The sequence below is a fragment of the Thalassospira povalilytica genome (assembly GCF_002844235.1).
Classification (GTDB): domain Bacteria; phylum Pseudomonadota; class Alphaproteobacteria; order Rhodospirillales; family Thalassospiraceae; genus Thalassospira; species Thalassospira povalilytica.
Window position 1 is genome coordinate 288,944 of sequence record NZ_PGTS01000004.1, and the last position, 17,349, is coordinate 306,292.

The 17,349-nt window shown below is 55.9% G+C and carries 15 protein-coding genes; 10 read left to right on the plus strand and 5 right to left on the minus strand.

The features are described 5' to 3' along the window. The first annotated feature begins 45 nt into the window (after positions 1 to 45). Together CU041_RS12740 and CU041_RS12745 are read left to right on the plus strand one after the other, a co-directional pair. On the plus strand, positions 46 to 498 hold the full coding sequence (locus CU041_RS12740; protein ID WP_068519805.1) for an MOSC domain-containing protein: 453 nt from the start codon (positions 46 to 48) through the stop codon (positions 496 to 498). Positions 499 to 585: 87 nt separating this feature from the next. Beyond that, positions 586 to 1,656, plus strand: a complete 1,071-nt coding sequence (locus CU041_RS12745; RefSeq protein ID WP_101247221.1) for a sensor domain-containing diguanylate cyclase — start codon at positions 586 to 588, stop codon at positions 1,654 to 1,656. Between the two features lie 18 nt (positions 1,657 to 1,674). On the opposite strand, the gene CU041_RS12750 is transcribed toward CU041_RS12745, so the two are convergent. Then, positions 1,675 to 2,223 (minus strand): DUF4269 domain-containing protein, encoded by a 549-nt coding sequence (locus tag CU041_RS12750; RefSeq protein ID WP_170310223.1) that lies wholly within the window; start codon positions 2,221 to 2,223, stop codon positions 1,675 to 1,677. A 208-nt stretch (positions 2,224 to 2,431) separates the two neighbouring features. Here CU041_RS12750 and CU041_RS12755 point away from each other — a divergent pair, with 208 nt between their 5' ends. Then, the gene (locus CU041_RS12755) at positions 2,432 to 3,388 is read left to right on the plus strand and encodes an AEC family transporter (RefSeq protein WP_068519808.1); all 957 of its coding nucleotides are present in this window, start codon (positions 2,432 to 2,434) and stop codon (positions 3,386 to 3,388) included. Between the two features lie 65 nt (positions 3,389 to 3,453). On the opposite strand, the gene CU041_RS21015 is transcribed toward CU041_RS12755, so the two are convergent. Both CU041_RS21015 and CU041_RS12765 read right to left on the minus strand, forming a co-directional pair. Beyond that, positions 3,454 to 4,590, minus strand: coding sequence for a YHYH protein (locus CU041_RS21015; protein WP_212733799.1), 1,137 nt, complete (start codon positions 4,588 to 4,590; stop codon positions 3,454 to 3,456). An 88-nt stretch (positions 4,591 to 4,678) separates the two neighbouring features. Then, positions 4,679 to 6,553, minus strand: coding sequence for an ABCB family ABC transporter ATP-binding protein/permease (locus CU041_RS12765; protein ID WP_101247223.1), 1,875 nt, complete (start codon positions 6,551 to 6,553; stop codon positions 4,679 to 4,681). 251 nt (positions 6,554 to 6,804) lie between these two features. Here CU041_RS12765 and CU041_RS12770 point away from each other — a divergent pair, with 251 nt between their 5' ends. From CU041_RS12770 to CU041_RS12800, 7 genes are all read left to right on the plus strand, one after another. Continuing rightward, positions 6,805 to 8,091 carry a glutamate-5-semialdehyde dehydrogenase gene (locus CU041_RS12770; protein ID WP_101247349.1) on the plus strand — a complete coding sequence of 429 codons (1,287 nt, stop codon included), beginning with the start codon at positions 6,805 to 6,807 and terminating at the stop codon, positions 8,089 to 8,091. Next, positions 8,088 to 8,696, plus strand: coding sequence for a nicotinate-nucleotide adenylyltransferase (locus CU041_RS12775; RefSeq protein ID WP_068519811.1), 609 nt, complete (start codon positions 8,088 to 8,090; stop codon positions 8,694 to 8,696). The genes CU041_RS12770 and CU041_RS12775 overlap by 4 nt, the downstream gene beginning before the upstream one ends. A gap of 53 nt (positions 8,697 to 8,749) precedes the next feature. Next, a complete protein-coding gene (rsfS, locus tag CU041_RS12780; protein WP_228196103.1) occupies positions 8,750 to 9,139 on the plus strand; it encodes a ribosome silencing factor in 390 nt (129 codons plus the stop codon). 76 nt (positions 9,140 to 9,215) lie between these two features. Next, positions 9,216 to 9,674, plus strand: coding sequence for a 23S rRNA (pseudouridine(1915)-N(3))-methyltransferase RlmH (rlmH, locus tag CU041_RS12785; RefSeq protein ID WP_068519813.1), 459 nt, complete (start codon positions 9,216 to 9,218; stop codon positions 9,672 to 9,674). 199 nt (positions 9,675 to 9,873) lie between these two features. Continuing rightward, positions 9,874 to 11,643: a methyl-accepting chemotaxis protein gene (locus CU041_RS12790; protein WP_101247224.1), complete on the plus strand. Its 1,770-nt coding sequence runs from the start codon at positions 9,874 to 9,876 to the stop codon at positions 11,641 to 11,643. A gap of 206 nt (positions 11,644 to 11,849) precedes the next feature. Next, the gene (locus CU041_RS12795) at positions 11,850 to 13,685 is read left to right on the plus strand and encodes a methyl-accepting chemotaxis protein (RefSeq protein WP_101247225.1); all 1,836 of its coding nucleotides are present in this window, start codon (positions 11,850 to 11,852) and stop codon (positions 13,683 to 13,685) included. 59 nt (positions 13,686 to 13,744) lie between these two features. Then, positions 13,745 to 14,509, plus strand: a complete 765-nt coding sequence (locus tag CU041_RS12800) for a DeoR/GlpR family DNA-binding transcription regulator (RefSeq protein WP_068519816.1) — start codon at positions 13,745 to 13,747, stop codon at positions 14,507 to 14,509. A gap of 49 nt (positions 14,510 to 14,558) precedes the next feature. On the opposite strand, the gene CU041_RS12805 is transcribed toward CU041_RS12800, so the two are convergent. Together CU041_RS12805 and CU041_RS12810 are read right to left on the minus strand one after the other, a co-directional pair. Continuing rightward, positions 14,559 to 15,893: an aspartate aminotransferase family protein gene (locus tag CU041_RS12805; RefSeq protein ID WP_101247226.1), complete on the minus strand. Its 1,335-nt coding sequence runs from the start codon at positions 15,891 to 15,893 to the stop codon at positions 14,559 to 14,561. Next, positions 15,893 to 16,891, minus strand: coding sequence for a phosphotransferase enzyme family protein (locus CU041_RS12810; RefSeq protein WP_101247227.1), 999 nt, complete (start codon positions 16,889 to 16,891; stop codon positions 15,893 to 15,895). The genes CU041_RS12805 and CU041_RS12810 overlap by 1 nt, the downstream gene beginning before the upstream one ends. Between the last annotated feature and the right edge of the window lie 458 nt (positions 16,892 to 17,349).

The following is a 17,349-nucleotide window of genomic DNA, read 5'->3' on the forward strand; positions in this document are numbered from 1 at the left end:
CATCCATACCAAAACATGCCCTGATGCCCGCAACGGAACCCCGCCATGACCGCGCACGCCACACTGATCGGAATTGCCCGCAAATCAAAGTCCCATGCGCCGATGGAGACACTGGATCAGGTTCAGGTCAGCACCGAACTTGGCGTTGATGGCGATTATCGCGGGAAGTTGCGCCGTCGGCAGGTCACGATCCTGGCCGAGGAAGGCTGGAACGCCGCCATCAACGAAATCAGCAAACCTGATCTGCCCTGGACGACAAGGCGGGCAAACCTGTTTGTGCGCGGGATCGATCTGCCCCGTGAAAAGGGCAGCAAACTTGTCATCGGCAGCGTAACATTTGAAATTACCGGGGAAACCGATCCCTGCCACCGCATGGATGATGCCGCACCGGGGCTAAAGGACGCCATGACGCCCGACTGGCGCGGCGGGGTAACGTGCCGGGTAATTGAAAGCGGCGAACTGGCGATCGGGGATCAGGTCACGATACCGGTGGCCTGATCGTCGCAATCACACAGGAATTGAATTCGGGTATCGGGCAAACAGAATTTACATCAAAGGTTATTGATCAGCCGGGGGGAAGATCAGATGAAAAAAGCTGAATTACCAGACAATGAAGCTGCCCGTCAGAAGTCGCTTGAAAGCATGGGCATTCTGACCAGTGATGCCGACCCCGAACTTGATCGTATTACCCGTGTTGCCCAACGCATTTTCGGATCGGAAATCGTGGCGATATCGCTTCTTGATAATGATCGCCAGTTTTTCAAATCCAACATCAATCAGCCAACATCGGAAACCCCGCGCGATATTTCGTTCTGTGGTCATGCCATTCTGGGTGACAAGACATTTGTCGTCGAGGATGCCGAACATGACGAACGGTTCCATGACAGCCCGCTTGTCACCGGCATTCCCAATGTGCGTGCCTATGCCGGTGTGCCGCTGACCAATCCGGATGGTTTCAAGATCGGCGCATTGTGCGTGGTCGATACCCAAACCCGCCATTTCAGCGAGGAAGACCTTCAGATTCTTGAAGATCTGGGCCATTGGGCGGAAACCGCGATTGCCCTGCGCTATGGCGCAAGAACCCCGCAACAGGTTCTTGATGATCTTGACCCGGCCAAACATGAATTGCTGATCGATCCGATGACGCGGACCTGGAATGACGTCGGGATGAAGGAATTCCTGCACCGCGAATTGATCAATGCCCGTCTCAAGCATGACAGTCTTGCGATCTATCGGTTTGAAATCGATGACCACGAAAGACTGCTGCAAACCTATGGCAAGGACACCGTCAACCGGATCGTTCAGGCAATTGCGTCGGTTATCACATCATCATTGCGTGACCGCGACGTTGTCGGGCGGGTTGATGAATGCGGCTTTGCCTGTCTGATGCCCGGTGTGCGTCAGGAACAGACAAGTTTTCTTGGCTTCAAGCTGTGCGATACGGTGCGCGAACAATGCCGCTTTACCGACATGGAAGGCGAACCTGTGCGCATCACCATCAGTGTCGGCGCCACCTGGGCTGATCCCGACACCAAACTGCATTTCAAGGCCAACCGGATCCTTGAACATGCGGCAAATGCCATGGATCAGGCCAAGGCCGACGGGTTTGAAAACGTTGTTTATCGCGCCCTTCCTGCACCAGACCAACCGGTTTGACGCGGTTGGTCCCCGGCATCATTTTCTGATCGTTGATATCAACCGGTTGTGCATTTCGCCCGGTGTCATATCCGCCATTTCCGCCAACAAGATATAGGGATCGCCGTCCAGTCCCAACAATTGGGCAAAGGCCGGTTCGGTTTTGACCCCGGCCATCTTCAGGGCCAGTACGCCTTTTGCGAAATCCGGCCCCATCAAATGCAATATCCGGGCTTCGACCAGCATATGAAGAAATCCGAATTGCGACATGACCGGACAGTTTGTTGCAAATATCTCGACAGGAAAGCCGCCACAGACAAACCGGACAATCACCGCTGCCCCGACATTTGCCGTTGCCGCGCGATCATGACAGGAAAACTGCGCGAACGTTTCCAGTCGTGATATGGCAAATTTCCTGAACCGGTCCAAATCGGATGCATGACACAGAATATCGATATCGGAACTGGCGGTATCGATCCCGATCGGCAATGTCCCGGCAACAACCGGATCAAAATCCGAAAGGATGTCCATGACCCCGAATTTTTGCAGAATTTCTGCGGCCTGACGCCCACGCGAAGATGCCGACATCAACCGATCCAGCCCGCGAAAGTCATCACGACGACACCCGCAAGGCCAATCCATTACTGTTTGGTTCATTGACAAAACCATTCCGTTTCTTGACCCGATCGACCAATGCGGAGATACCTGATAATCGCAGCCATTCCAATCAGATGGTGCTGCGCCAGCCATTTGCGCATGTTCCTGTGCGCAGCCAACCAGAAAGCCCGTAAGTCACATGCTTGATATTCTGGCGATCACGTCACCGATCTTCATGATCATCGCGATCGGCTATTTTGCAGTCTATCGCAATATCGTGCCGCAAAACATTGTGCGCGGCATGGGGGCATTTGTAATGAATTTCGCGCTGCCATGCCTGTTGATCCGGGCACTGGGGCAGCGTGATCTGACCGAAATTATCGAACCGGTCTATCTTCTGGCGTACGGGATCGGTTCGCTTCTGGTGTTTGCATTTGGCTATTTCTATGCCCTGAAAGTTGCCGGCAAAAGTCAGGCCAATGCCACCTTGCAAGGCCTTGGCATGTCGATGTGCAATAGCGGCTTTGTCGGATATCCGGTCGTATCCCAGATCCTTGGTCCGACTGCGGCAATCGGACTTGCGCTGTGTGTCATGATTGAAAACCTTGTGATGATGCCGCTGGTTCTGGTGCTGGGTGACAGTGCACAAAATAACGGGCAAAGCCGCGTACAGGTACTTGGCAAGGCGTTTGTCAATCTGGGGCGCAACCCGATCATTATCGGCATTGCGATCGGACTTGTGATTTCGTTATCGGGCGTCACATTGCCCGGCCCGATTGTCCGGGTGATTGACATGCTGGCATCGGCATCGGGACCGGTTGCATTGTTTGTCATTGGCGGGGGCCTTGTCGGGCTGAAGCTTAAGGGGCTTCGCGTCGATATGGCACGCATCGTCAGCGCAAAGCTGTTGCTGCACCCGATTCTGGTTTTTGTTCTGGTTTATCTTCTGCCGGATATGGATCCGACTTTGCGGATCGCCTGCGTTGCCTTTGCCTGTTCCCCGATGCTCAGCATCTATCCGATTTTCGGCCAACGTTATGGCCACGAAGGATTGTGCGCGGCGTCACTGATGATGGCGACATCCCTGTCATTCATCACCATCAGCACCGCATTGTGGCTTCTCGATACCACCCACGTCTTTGGTCCGCTGCCCTGACATCCAAAGCAGCATCATCCGCCGCCGCTTAACGGTCTTCCTCTATCTGTCACCGGCGCAAGATTTCACCTTGGTGGCTGGCCGAACTTTGGACGCTGTCCGGGGAAACCGCCACCCGACGGAGGATCACGGCGACCATCCGGGCCTGCACCACCTGGGCCACCACCCGGACCACCGCCTGAACCACCCCCAGGGCCGCCACCTGGTCCATTTCCACCGGGTCCACCGGGCGGCATGCCACCCGGCCCCTTGTTGAAGCTGGGATCGCCAATACCGGCCAACAGACGCGGGATGAACGGGAAACTCTCTGTCACGAAATAGGCATAGGTTCCTTGCGGATATTCCGGTGTCACGGTTTCGCGGCCATTGGCCTCGTCAAGGTCACCAAGACCGGGCACATATTCGAAATCCTCGCCATATGTTCCGTCATATGGCCCGCCCGGACCACCGGGACGCGTGCCGGTTTTGACCCGCCATGAACTGCGCAACGCGACCACCGGTGATCCCGGATCATTGGGGTCGGCATAGCCAAACATCGCATAGATTGGGAAACCGTCGGCCGCAAAACCGATGCGAATGGAATGCTGATCGGGTGACCAGCTTTTTATCAGCCCCTTGGGCACGCCATGATAATGATAGGTGCCATCGGGCTGCACATGGGCATTGTTTTGATCAAGCCCCAGATCAAGGGTTGGTGAAATTGCTTCGTATCGCCAGCCGGACTGGCGATTGCGTTGCCAGAATTCCGCAGTATAGGGATCAAACGGAACCCCGTTTACTGCAATACCGAATGACAATCGATCAATCGGGGCGAACCGCCCTGTGCGAACCGGGTTTAAAGGCAAACGGAACTCAAGAGACTGCGCCTTGATCGCATTGGGGTTGCGCCGGTTCGGGAAACTGCCGGTGGCATGATCGGGAATGGCGTTTGATGTGATGTATCGATACCGACCCTCTTCACGCATGCGGACCTCGTTTGACAGTGCCCAGGCCTGCCGGGTCGGGTTCAAGACCATACCGGCCAGGGGCAACATGCCAAGCCCGACCAGAAGATTGCGCCGCATTCGGTCGACTTCTTTGCGTGTGTCGCCGATATATCTGCCCTCGTCCATCGGCGCGCGATCATGGTGATGATGGTGATGCTGAGGAGCGGATTGCTGATCCTGCTGCGCGTGAAGTTCGCTTCGTGTCAGTTTCGGCACCGGACTTTCCCCCAAAGGCAGATGTGGCGTCATCCTGATAGTTGGGGATAACGCCACACTGTTCCAGAGAAAAATCTGATATATCCGCCTAGCCTGGGATTTCACCCGCATGCGCAAGGATTTCCTCGGCCTCGCGGATTTCCTGTTGCTGGGCCCACATTTCCGAATATAGCCCGTCCTGTGCCAGCAAATCCTGATGGCGGCCACGTTCGGCCACCTGCCCATCGCGCAGGACAATGATTTCATCGGCATCGATCACGGTGGAAAGCCTGTGCGCGATCACAAGGGTCGTGTGACCGCGCGATACATCACGCAGGGCCTGCTGAATGTCCTTTTCCGTTCTGGTATCAAGGGCCGATGTTGCCTCGTCAAAGATCATGATTTTCGGACGTTTGAGCAACATGCGCGCAATCGACACGCGTTGCTTTTCCCCGCCCGAAAGTTTCAGACCACGTTCACCCACCATGGTTTTGAACCCGTCGGGAAGACCGGCAACAAAACCGTCGATGCTGGCAAGTTTGGCAGCATTTTCGATTTCTTCCTGCGCGGCACCGGGGCGGCCATAGGAAATGTTATAGGCGATGGTATCGTTAAACAGCACGGTGTCCTGGGGCACGATGCCGATTTCCTGACGCAGTGAATTTTGCGTCACATCGCGGATATCCTGACCGTCAACCGTGATCCGCCCGCCCGATACGTCATAGAACCGGAACATCAGACGCGTCAGCGTCGATTTCCCTGCCCCGCTTGGCCCGACCACGGCAACGGTTTTACCCGCTGGCACCTCAAAGCTGACACCCTTAAGGATCTTTCGATCCGGGTTATAGGAAAAATGAACATCCTCGAACCGGATCGCCGCATCCTTGCAGGCAAGTGCATTTGCGCCCGGCTTGTCTTCGACTTCCTTGTCGACATCAAGCAACGAGAACATACGTTCCATATCGGTCAGCGACTGTTTGATCTGACGATAGACAAAGCCAAGGAAATTGAGCGGCATATAGAGTTGCAGCAAATAGGTATTCACCAGCACAAAGTCGCCCACCGTCATGGTGCCGTCTTTGACCCCCTGGGCTGCCAGCAACATGTTCAGAACAAGACCGACCGCAATGATCGCACCCTGCCCGACATTGAGCTTGGAAAGCGAAACCTGTGACTGGACTGCTGCAATCTCATAGCCCCGCAATGCGGCGTCATACCGTTTTGATTCGTGGGCTTCGTTGTTGAAATACTTGACCGTTTCGTAATTGATCAGACTGTCGATCGCCTTGGTATTGGCCTCATCGTCGCGCTTGTTCATTTCACGGCGGAACTTCATCCGCCATTCGGTCACGACCAGCGTAAAGACGATATAGATCACGATGGTGACAAAGGTGATCAGCGCAAACCAAACATCATAAAGCGCCCACAGAATCACCGAGACCATGACAATTTCGAGCAGGGTCGGCAGGATATTGAACAGCATGAAGGACAACAGGAATTCGATACCCTTGACCCCGCGTTCAATCGCACGTGACAGCCCGCCCATCTGACGGTCCAGATGAAAGCGCAGCGACAATCCATGAAGATGTTCAAAAACGCCAAGGGCCGATGTGCGAATGGCCCGCTGGGCCACCTTGGCAAAGATCGCATCGCGCATCTCGCCAAATGCCGCCACCAGAATACGCACAAGGCCATAACCGACAATCAGCGCAACTGGCACAACGATCAGTGATGTACCATCCGTCCCGCCCGACTGCGCTGCTGATTGCGCGGCATCACCGGCCTTTTCCCCGCCGCCCAGCGCATCGACCGCGTATTTGTATAATACCGGAATGTAAACGTTTGCGACCTTGGCCCCGACAAGAAACAGCAAGGCCAGAACCACCCGCGCCTTAAGTTCGACTTCGCCGCGTGGCCACAAATAGGGCAGAAATGTTTTGATAACGCCAAACTCCGCGCGCGCGGTCGGCTGATCGGAACCCATATTTTTCAATTTCTTATCCCCAAACAGGTACCGGACAGCATGGCGGGATGCGCACGGTATGTCTTTTCATTCTGTCCCAAACAGATGGACCGGAATGCCCGCTTTGGCAAGCACGCATGGACGTTTATCCACTTAAGATCATTGCGAACTGCGGGTTTGATGTCTATTTTGCCAATTTGTTGATAAAATCTCAAAACGGCGGGTTTGACGCAGGTGCGATCAAACCGCTTTCTAGGAACGGAACCAGGACCATGACGGCGCTTGCCAGTATCGAAAGTCAGGACATCGCGACGCTTATGCGCGAAATGGGCATCAATGCCCGCACCGCTGCACTCGAACTTGCACAGGTCCCGTCAGAACCAAAAGTAGCCGCCCTGAAAACCGCCGCCGCAAAGCTGCGCGAAAATGCCGCCACCATTCTTGAAGCCAATGCCAAGGATATGGAAGCCGGCCGTGCAAAGGGCCTTACGGCTGCTCTTCTGGACCGTCTTGCCCTTGACGAAGCCCGGATCGAAGGCATTGCATCGGGTGTCGAAGCGGTCGCGGATCTTCCTGATCCCGTCGGTCGTGAACTGGCCCGCTGGAGCCCGGAACATAACGGGCTTGATATCGCACGCGTTTCGGTACCGCTTGGCGTGATTGGCATCATTTATGAAAGCCGCCCGAACGTTACCGCCGATGCCGGTGCCATGTGCATAAAATCAGGCAATGCCGCGATCCTGCGCGGCGGGTCGGAAAGCTTCAACTCGTCGCGCGCGATCTTTGATTGCATGAAAGCCGGCATCATCGAGGCTGGCCTGCCCGAACATGCAATCCAGATGATCCCGGTGACCGATCGTGCCGCGGTTGGCGAAATGCTGAAACTGTCGGACTATATCGATGTGATCGTGCCGCGCGGGGGCAAGTCGCTTATTTCGCGCATTACCGATGAAAGCCGCATTCCGCTGTTCAAACATCTTGAAGGCCTTTGCCACACCTATGTCCATGCCAGTGCCGACCCGCAAAAGGCCGTGGATATCGTGGTCAATGCCAAGATGCGCCGCGTTGGCATTTGTGGTGCGACCGAAACCGTCCTGATTGACAGTTCGGTTGCCGGGCGTCTGTTGCCCCGTATTGCCGAGGCACTGGTTGCCAAGGGCTGCGAGCTGCGCGGTGATGAAACCGCACAGGCGATTGATGGCCGCATCAAACCGGCAACGGCGGATGACTGGGTCACCGAATATCTTGATGCGATTGTCTCGATCAAGGTTGTCTCGGGTGTTGATGAAGCCGTCAATCACATCAACACATATGGTTCACACCATACCGATGCGATCATTGCCGAAAACGCCACCGCCACCGCGACCTTCCTCAACGGGGTTGATTCGGGGATCGTGATTGTCAATGCATCGACCCAGTTTGCCGATGGCGGCGAATTTGGCATGGGGGCAGAAATCGGCATTTCGACCGGCAAGCTTCATGCACGCGGTCCGGTCGGAGTCGAACAGCTGACCAGCTATAAATACATCGTGCGCGGTCGGGGTCAGACCCGTCCATGAGCGTCCCTGCGCCAAGATCGCATGTCGCACCAAAACGCGTCGGATTGCTGGGCGGGTCATTCAACCCCGCCCATGAAGGGCACCTTCATATATCACTAGAAGCGTTGAAACGCCTGCAATTGGACGCGGTTTGGTGGCTGGTATCCCCGCAGAACCCGCTTAAGTCCAGAACCGGTATGGCCGACCTTGCCGATCGCTTTGATTCTGCACTGATGATGGCAAAGCATCCCCGCATTGTTGTTTCTGCAATTGAAACCGAGCTTGGAACCCGCTATACGGCCGACACTCTTGCAGCCTTGCAACGTCGTTTTACCCAAACACGGTTCGTTTGGCTGATGGGAGCAGACAACCTGGCTCAGTTCCATAAATGGAAATGGTGGGACAGGTTGATTTTACGTGCTCCCATTGCGGTTATCGACCGTGAGGGGTATTCTAACAAGGCATTGTCCGGAACCGCCGCGCGCCGTATGGAACGCTGGCGTATTCCCATGGACAGGGCGGGTTTGCTGGCCGATCTTGATGTTCCGGCCTGGGTATACCTGCCGATCAAGCGCCATCCGGCCTCTTCGACCGCAATTCGCGCCGAAGGCAGATGGCAGGTGTAAGCAACACGGAGAGGTGCGTTTCGGGTTATCCGACCATCCCGTGGAAAGTTAAGGTGGCGACCATAGGTACCGCAAAACAAACTCTGAAGCCGGGCGAAATGCTTGCGCTGATCCAGAGATCGCTCGAAGACGACAAGGCAGAAGACCTTGTCACCATTGATCTGACCGATAAAACCTCCCTTGCCGATCATATGATCATTGCAACCGGCTCGTCATCACGTCGTGTGGCAGCCATGGCAGAACATATTGTCGAAGCTATCAAGGATGCCGGTCAGGGCCGTGCCCAGGCAGAGGGCAAGGAACAGGGTGACTGGGTTCTGGTTGATACCGGCGATGTCATCGTTCATCTGTTCCGTCCGGAAGTTCGCGCCTTCTACAACATCGAAGAGATGTGGGGCGTTGAAAACCCGGCTCTGAAACAGCAGGCAGCGCGGCTGTATTAACAGCCCGCGCTGTTTGGCGCCTGCCCGTTGCGGGCGTCACTGAACAGATATCTGCATAACGGTCTGGATCTGAGACATGCAAATTACCCTTGCTGCGGTCGGGCGGATGAAAGCCGGCCCCGAAAAAGATCTGTTTGACCATTATGCAGCCCGGCTGCGCTGGCCCTTTGCCGTACGCGAAGTCGAAGAAAAGAAAAAACTCCCCCCCAATCAGCTCAAAGACCGCGAAGCAGAATTGCTGCTTGGCGCCATACCCGACAACGCGTTCCTGATTGCCCTTGATGAACGCGGCAAGGAATATGGTTCGATCGAGTTTGCCCAAAAACTCGAAGGCTGGATGGATCAGTATGCTGGCAATATCGCCTTTGCCATTGGCGGGGCAGACGGACATGGCGCGGCCCTTAAATCCCGCGCCAATACGTTGTGGTCACTGGGCAAGGCGACCTGGCCGCATATGCTGGTGCGCGCACTGATCGCCGAACAGCTGTTCCGCGCACATGCTATCCAGACCAACCACCCCTATCACCGCGAATAAAATATCGGGTGCACTGCACCCCCTGTCCTGACGACCTTTTCGTTCAGATCGCAACGGATGACCGAGTGAAGAAATCGCTTCTCTCGTTTTTCGTGCATGTTGCCTTGCAACATATCGCCATTCCCGCTAACATTTTCATCACAAGAAAAAAACATTCCCAATATCAAAAATACTCTTGGGTAGTGGCGAGGCTTTGAAAATGGAACAAACCGTCTTTTCGGCAGATCAGGCCGCCGATGACGCGCGCAATGGTGGTGCATCCGAAGCACAGATCAGGGATCTGATGCGCGGCATTTCAGCTGCCCTTGATTACATTCAGCATCTTCTGGAATTTGCCAATACGGCCGGCGAAAGCCAGGACAGCCTGATGCGCGAGATTGATGTGCGATCAAACAATTTGCGGGCCGGGCTTGATGAAACCCGCCGTGAAATTGCCAACAGCACCGACGTTGCCCACGAAGTTCAAAACACCACCCGATCAACCGTTGCCAGCAAGACCGACGCCATCCGCACCGATCTTGAACGCATCAGCGCCGAACTTGAAACCAAGGCCGAAGGCGCCAACAAGGTTCTGGGCGCGATCGAGGATATCGGCAAGGGCATCAAACTTCTGGCGCTCAATGCTGCCATCGAAGCGGCCCGGGCCGGGGATCACGGGCGGGGCTTTGCCGTTGTCGCCAAGGAAGTCGGCAATCTGGCCCAAAGCACCATGCAACGCACCAACGAGGCAGTCGATCTGATTGACCTGTCGGAAGTCACACAGGCACTGCGCAAAAGCATGGCCAATATCGGCAGCGACCTTGACAGTCTGGGCAGCGAGATCGAAGCATCCCTTGCCACGCTTCAGGAACGGTTTGCCAATATGTCCGAACGGCTTTCGGACATTTCCGAACATAACCAGGTGGTGTTTGAATTGCTGTCAGGCAGCAAGGATGCATCGGCCCGCACCCGCAACAAGGTGACCTGGGCGCGGACCGATACCAGAACACTGGCCACCACATTGGCCGATGCCGGAACAGCCCAGCAAAAACTTGCAGGCTTTTTGAAAACCAACCACCTGCATGATGACCCAACCTTTGACCGGCTGGCTGATATCAAGGCGCGCGGTAAAATCCGCATTGCCATCGAACCGGCCTTTGTCGGGTTGTCATTCCGCCTTAGACCCGGGGATCCGTTGCGCGGACTGGATGCGGACTATGCGCGCGCACTGGCAAAATGGCTTGGTGTGGAATGTGAATTTGTTGAACATCCTTGGGATTTGCTGACCGAACTTCTGTTTGTCGGCACCAAACCGGGCAGCCCCACCGCCGATGTGGTCTGGAGCGCCCTGCCACCAAGTGAGTTTTACAAAGGTGTCGCCTATTCGGATACTTATACCTATCTGAATTTTGCGCTATGTCGCCGGGCTGCCAATAGCAGCATCAACCGCCTCGCCGATCTTGATGGCAAGGTTCTTGGCATCATCAATGATCCGGTGGCCTTTACCGTCCTTGAAGAACAGGGGCTTCGCTGGGCAGGAAATGAAAACAAGCCCGGCGGTATCGCCAGATTGTCCAATCTGATCGCCTATAGCGACCAGACCCGCCTGCATGATGCCCTGGCCGACGGGGCCGTTGATGCCTTTGCGGTGGATCAGCCGATTTTCCACTGGGCGGCCAACAACCCCGAAAGCCCCTGGCACGGCCGGATCGAAGTTCTGCCGGGCAATATCCTGCCCTTGCCTTACTATTATACCGCGGCGGTCGCGGCCGATCCGTCATCATATAACCTGCTTGCCGCGATCAATGAATTCATCGCCGGGTTCCGCCCCACTCCGGAACGGGCCGCCATTGAAAAACTGTGGCAGGGACAGGCCATCAATCATCATCTGACCTACAAGGATGAAGCGGGCAATCTGATCGGCGCGGACGAACTTGAAACGCTTTATCACGCCCATTGCCGCAAACACGGCATCCGGATTGACGCATAAGGCAACATGATCACGGCATCGCCGGGCGTTCAGTCCGGACGATGCCGTGATCAACCCGCAACACCCCCAAAACAGATCACCACCGTCACAGATCCTGTTTCGCAAATTCATAATATGCTGCCTTGCAACATAACTCGCCCGACGGTAGTGTTTCCCTAAAAGAAATAATTATTCCTAATTCAACGGGTAGTGGTGAGGCTTGAAGTATGGAAGAGACCATTCTGGCACCGCGTGATGACAGCATCACGCAAGATGATCACGTTTCGACACCCCAACAACATGATGCATCCGGCTTGGCAAAGGATGCAGAAACCGAAGAAAAATCCACGGCAAGTTCAAATGATCTTGCCCCGCTGATGCGCGGGATATCTTCGGCACTGGATTATATCGAACATCTTTTGACATTCGCCAATACGGCGGGCGAAAGCCAGGACAGCCTGATGCGCGAAATTGATGTCCGGTCCAATAACCTTCGTACCGGCCTTGATCAGACCAAACGCGAAATTGACGAAAGTACCGCGACCGCCAGCACGGTTCAGGATGCCACCCGCACCACCGTTTCATCCAAGACCGATGCCATTCGAAGCGACCTTGAAAAGATCAGCCAGGACCTTGAAACCAAGGCCGAAGGTGCAACCAAGGTGCTGAGTGCGATCGAAGATATCGGCAAGGGCATCAAGCTTTTGGCGCTCAATGCCACGATCGAGGCGGCACGCGCTGGCGAACACGGGCGCGGTTTCGCCGTCGTCGCCAAGGAAGTCGGCAATCTGGCCCAAAGCACCATGCAGCGCACCAACGAGGCGGTCGATCTGATTGACCTGTCTGACGTAACCCGGTCCTTGCGCGAAAGCATGGCAAATATCGGAAGCGACCTTGACAGTCTTGGCAGCGAAATCGAAGAAGCCCTTGGCGGGCTTAAGGATCGTTTTGCTGCGATGTCGGGGCGCCTTGACCATATCAGCGGCCATAATCAGGTTGTTTTTGAACTGCTTGATGCCAGCAAGGAATCATCGGCACGCACCCGCAGCAAGGTTTCCTGGGCCACCGGCGAAATTGGCAACCTGTCGGCCTGCACCACCGAGGACGCCGCGACCAGCGCCAAGCTTTCGCAGTTTTTGCGCAGCAATCATATCCATGATGACCCGGCCTATGACCGGCTGGCAGATATCAAGTCACGTGGCAAAATCCGGATTGCGATTGATCCGGCATTGGTCGGCGCATCATTCCGCCCCCAAAAGAACGGCCCGCTGCACGGCATTGATATCGACTATGCCCACGCCTTTGCCAAATCGATCGGCGTTGCCTGCGAATTTGTCGAACATCCCTGGGATTTGCTGACCGAATTGCTGTTTGCCGGCAAAAAGGCCGGGCAACCGCCCGCCGATGTTGTGTGGTGTGCATTGCCACCGAGCGACTTTTACAAGGGTGTCGCCTTTTCAGATACCTACACCTATCTTAACTTTTCGCTGATCCGGCGTCCGGAAAACACATCGATCAATACAATCGCCGACCTCGAAGGCAAGGTTCTTGGAACGGTCAATGACCCGGCCGCCCTTGCGGTTCTTGAAGATGTCGGATTGCGCTGGGCCGATAATGAAAACAAGCCCGGCGGCATTGCCAAACTGTCGAACATGATTGCCTATGGCGATATTTCGCGGGTTCATGATGCGGTTGCGACCGGTGCGATTGATGCCTTTGCAGGCGACCATCCGGTCTTTCACTGGGCATCAAGCAACCCGCAAAGCCCGTGGCACGGGCGGCTTGAAGTCCTGCCCAAACCGATCCTGCCCCATCCGTTCTTCTATGTCGCGGCCGTCGCGGCCGACCCGGCTTCCTATACGCTGTTATGCGCGATCAATGATTTCATTGCCCGGTTCCGCACCACCCCGGAACGGGCCGCGATTGAAAAGCTGTGGCAGGGTGAGGCCATAAATCATCACCTGACCTACAAGGACGAAGCCGGCAATCTGATCGGGGCCGACGAACTTGCCAACAGCTATCAGGCCCATTGTCGGAAATTCAACATCGATCCGGCGAAATAAGGCGGGGCACCCCATACAACACGCTGGCGCGATGATGGTATCGGCACTATCATCGCGCCATGGCAACAAACAAAAAATCCCTGCGACAACAACGCATTCTGCGTGAACTTGACCATGAACCGTCCCTGCGGATCATTGATCTGGCAGACCGTCTTTCCGTGTCGACAGAAACCATCCGGCGCGACTTTGACGAACTGACCCAACAGGGATTGATCAACCGCACCTATGGCGGGGCGGTGCGTCGCCAGTCAAGCGAGCCGGGACTTAATGAACGCCACAAACTTCATATCGCCGAACGTGAACTGATTGCCCGCCACGCCATGCCTGTACTGGCCGGGACCCGCCATATCATGATCGGATCGGGTGCGACCACGGTCCATGTTGCCAAACGGTTGGCCGTAACCATGAATGACCTGACAGTCATCACCCATTCATTCGGGGTGGCAACGGTTCTTGCCATCAACCCGACCATCCGGGTCATCATGGCACCGGGCCTTTATCACGCCCAGGAAGGCGCGATGCATGGTGCGCAAACCATCCGTTTTCTTGAAAATTATCGGGTGGAATGGGCGATCCTTGGCGCCAGCGGCCTTGATGAAGATGGCGCAAGCGACGCCCTGATCGAAGCATCCGAAGTCTATGCCGTCATGATGGAACGGGCGACACGGTCCATGATCGTTGCCGACCATACCAAATTCAATCAGGCCTTCCCGGCGCGCTATTGCGACTGGGGAAATGTCGATATCCTGATCAGTGATCAGACACCACCCGGATCCCTTGGCGATACCATCCGCGATACCGGTTGCCTGATCAAGGCCGGCTGACTGCCAAGTGCTGATTGCTGATTGCCGATGTGCCGATCGCCCCAACCGACTAACCACAAGCACGCAGGGATTTTCCAAGCGCCTCGATAAAGAAATCGACTTCTGATCGTTTCAGGCACAGGGGTGGGCGAATTTTCAAGGTTTGCCCGTATTTTCCCGCCGCTCCGATCAGAACACGGTGACGGCGCATGGCATTGATGACATCGCCCACCAGTTGACCGCTTGGTCGGGTCGGGTCACCGTCTTCTGACAGATCCACCCCCAAAAACAGCCCCGCCCCGCGTATATCACTGATCCGGCCATCCAGTTCGGCCAGATGCTGCAACCCTTCACGCAAATAGGCCCCGCAAACCGCGGCATTGTTCTGAAGATTTTCATCACGGATGACATCAAGCACCGCAAGACCCGTGGCCGCGGCAACCGGGCTTGCGGCAAAGGTGTTGAAATAGCCGACATCCTCGCAAAATGCGGCCAGCATTTCGGGCCGTACCGCGATCCCGGCCATCGGAAAACCATTGCCCATCGGTTTGCCCATGCTGACGATATCAGGGACGACGTCATGACGCGCAAATCCCCAAAACGCATCCCCGGTCCGGGCAAATCCGGGCTGGACCTCATCGGCGATGAACACACCGCCTGCACGGCGAATAACCGCAACAGCCAGTCGGAAGAACCCCTTGGGATTGGAAAAGACCCCGTCACTTGAAAAGATGCTGTCGACAATCAGGGCCGCCACCCCGTGCCCGCGCTCTTTCAAGGTGATCGCAGCCGAATGCACCGCATCAGCAAACCCGGCGGCAATATTGTCGCCATAGGCATGCTTGCCCGGTGGTGCGATGGCAATCACGTGATCGGGCAAAACACCACGTTTGACTGCCGATGGCGATATCTCGGTCACAGCCGCCGTATTCCCGTGATAGGCACTTTCCGTCACGATGATGCCACGCGCCTTGGCCGCACGTTGCGCAATCCGGATGGCAAGATCGTTGGCCTCGCTACCGCTACAGGTCAGGACAATGTTTTCCAGATGGTCCGGAAATGTCGCCTTAAGGCGATCAAGATAGGTTTCAACTGTCTGATGCAGATAACGACTGTTGATATTCAGCCGGGCGGCCTGATTGGCCATGGCACTGACCACTTTTGGATGGCAATGCCCGACTGACGGCACATTGTTATAAAAATCGAGATAGTTGGTGCCATCGGCCGCTGTCATCCAGCACCCCGATGCCGACACCATTTCGATCGGGTCGCGATAAAACAGTACGGAGGCCGCCCCGACATTGCGCAACCGGCGCCCCAAAAGATCGCTTTGGGGGCTGTCTTTTTTCTGCGGGCCATGATTGTCAAAGGCATTCATATCCAGAATGGGGCGCGCCTTGGTCATTACGCCCCCTCTGCCGCAAGATAGCTTTGCGCCATGGCGATGGTGCCGTCGGTAAAACCGGTTCCCATTTCCCGGGCGGTCGGCGTTTCGGGATGGCTGGCAATCCAGGCCGTCAGCAACAACCGTCTGAGCATCACAAAACTGTCGAGCATCGCACAATCGGCATCGGAAAACGGCGCAATCGTGCGATATCCCTCTATCCAGGCTTCCTTAAGCGCCGGCACAATCGGGTCCAGTTCGATAAAGCTGATGGCCGCGGCAAAGTCATAGCCAAACCAGCCAAATCCGCAGTCATCAAAATCAATAACGCCAAGCCGGTCCCCATCGACCAGAAGATTGGCCAGTCGCAGATCGGCATGGATCAGACCAAACCGGTCATTGCCCATACCAAACGTCACAAGCTTCTGATCCAGATGCTGGCAAACGCGCGTCAGCACCGCCAAACCGGTCGCATCAAGACCCGGTGCAGCACGCCAGTCCCCCCAATGCGGGGTCGCGCCAAGGGTCGTGTCAAAGGTCCAGCTTTTGCGCACAAAATTGACCGACCGTGCCCATTGCCGCGCATGCCCGTGCAGGCGCGCACTGATCGCGCCCAGCTTGAAAAAACCATCCACCAGCGCATCATCCGCAGATGGTTCATCGCCTTGCATGAAATCAAAAGCAACAACATGGCGACCAACCCCTTCCTGATCGAACTCGGCAACCAGTGATCCGTCACTGCGCATGCGCGGCTTGGGTGTGTCGACCACCTCGGCAGCGCGAAGCGCATTGATCCAGGCCAGCTCAGACTCGATTTCAGACCGTGTATGATATCCGGGGCGATGAACCCGCAAAATCAGCCGTGCGTCCGTTTTCGGGTCTGTCGCCAGAAACGTTGCATTCTCTGACACGGTCAAAAGCCTGACATCGGCATCAGCCCCCATGCCCCACCCCGGCAGAACCGAAATCGCACCGTCACGCAGGCGGCCAATCAGTTCGTCATCATATATTCCGCCCAATGCAGCCTCCCCTTTTGCGCTGTTCCGGTCCCCGGCTCACCTGTTGGCCTGTGCCCGATCCAACAATCTTTAACCTACCGTCATCCGGCCACGGCACGACCACCGGCATCACCGCCTTAACCGCGTCCTCGCGTTCCGGCATGTCCCGGCATGCCCCTTCATGTCGCCGTCCCGCCTTTGCCGCCCTGCCTTTGCCCCCCGGCCTTTGGTCGTCCTTACCGGCCATGGCAGCAGGCTCCCCTCGAACTAACGGGCTTTAACTGGCGGGCTTTCTGATAAGCCGTCCGAAACAGTGTTCTGTGAATAGTGCGCCTTAAAATGTGTAACTTGCAACATTTTTTGTTGCATCACGGAAAAAACCACCCAATCATCAGGAAAACACATCGCAACACACAATCAGGGTAGCGCCACACCATCCCCATCGGGGTATCGGACACTGGCACCTTCACGAAAGGATC

Coding starts and splice junctions, on each gene's coding strand:
- CU041_RS12740 (WP_068519805.1), top strand. CDS start 46: ATGACCGCGCACGCCACACTGATCGGAATTGCCCGCAAATCAAAGTCC.
- CU041_RS12745 (WP_101247221.1), top strand. CDS start 586: ATGAAAAAAGCTGAATTACCAGACAATGAAGCTGCCCGTCAGAAGTCG.
- CU041_RS12750 (WP_170310223.1), bottom strand. CDS start 2,223: ATGTCGGCATCTTCGCGTGGGCGTCAGGCCGCAGAAATTCTGCAAAAA.
- CU041_RS12755 (WP_068519808.1), top strand. CDS start 2,432: ATGCTTGATATTCTGGCGATCACGTCACCGATCTTCATGATCATCGCG.
- CU041_RS12765 (WP_101247223.1), bottom strand. CDS start 6,553: ATGGGTTCCGATCAGCCGACCGCGCGCGCGGAGTTTGGCGTTATCAAA.
- CU041_RS12770 (WP_101247349.1), top strand. CDS start 6,805: ATGACGGCGCTTGCCAGTATCGAAAGTCAGGACATCGCGACGCTTATG.
- CU041_RS12775 (WP_068519811.1), top strand. CDS start 8,088: ATGAGCGTCCCTGCGCCAAGATCGCATGTCGCACCAAAACGCGTCGGA.
- rlmH (WP_068519813.1), top strand. CDS start 9,216: ATGCAAATTACCCTTGCTGCGGTCGGGCGGATGAAAGCCGGCCCCGAA.
- CU041_RS12790 (WP_101247224.1), top strand. CDS start 9,874: ATGGAACAAACCGTCTTTTCGGCAGATCAGGCCGCCGATGACGCGCGC.
- CU041_RS12795 (WP_101247225.1), top strand. CDS start 11,850: ATGGAAGAGACCATTCTGGCACCGCGTGATGACAGCATCACGCAAGAT.
- CU041_RS12800 (WP_068519816.1), top strand. CDS start 13,745: ATGGCAACAAACAAAAAATCCCTGCGACAACAACGCATTCTGCGTGAA.
- CU041_RS12805 (WP_101247226.1), bottom strand. CDS start 15,893: ATGACCAAGGCGCGCCCCATTCTGGATATGAATGCCTTTGACAATCAT.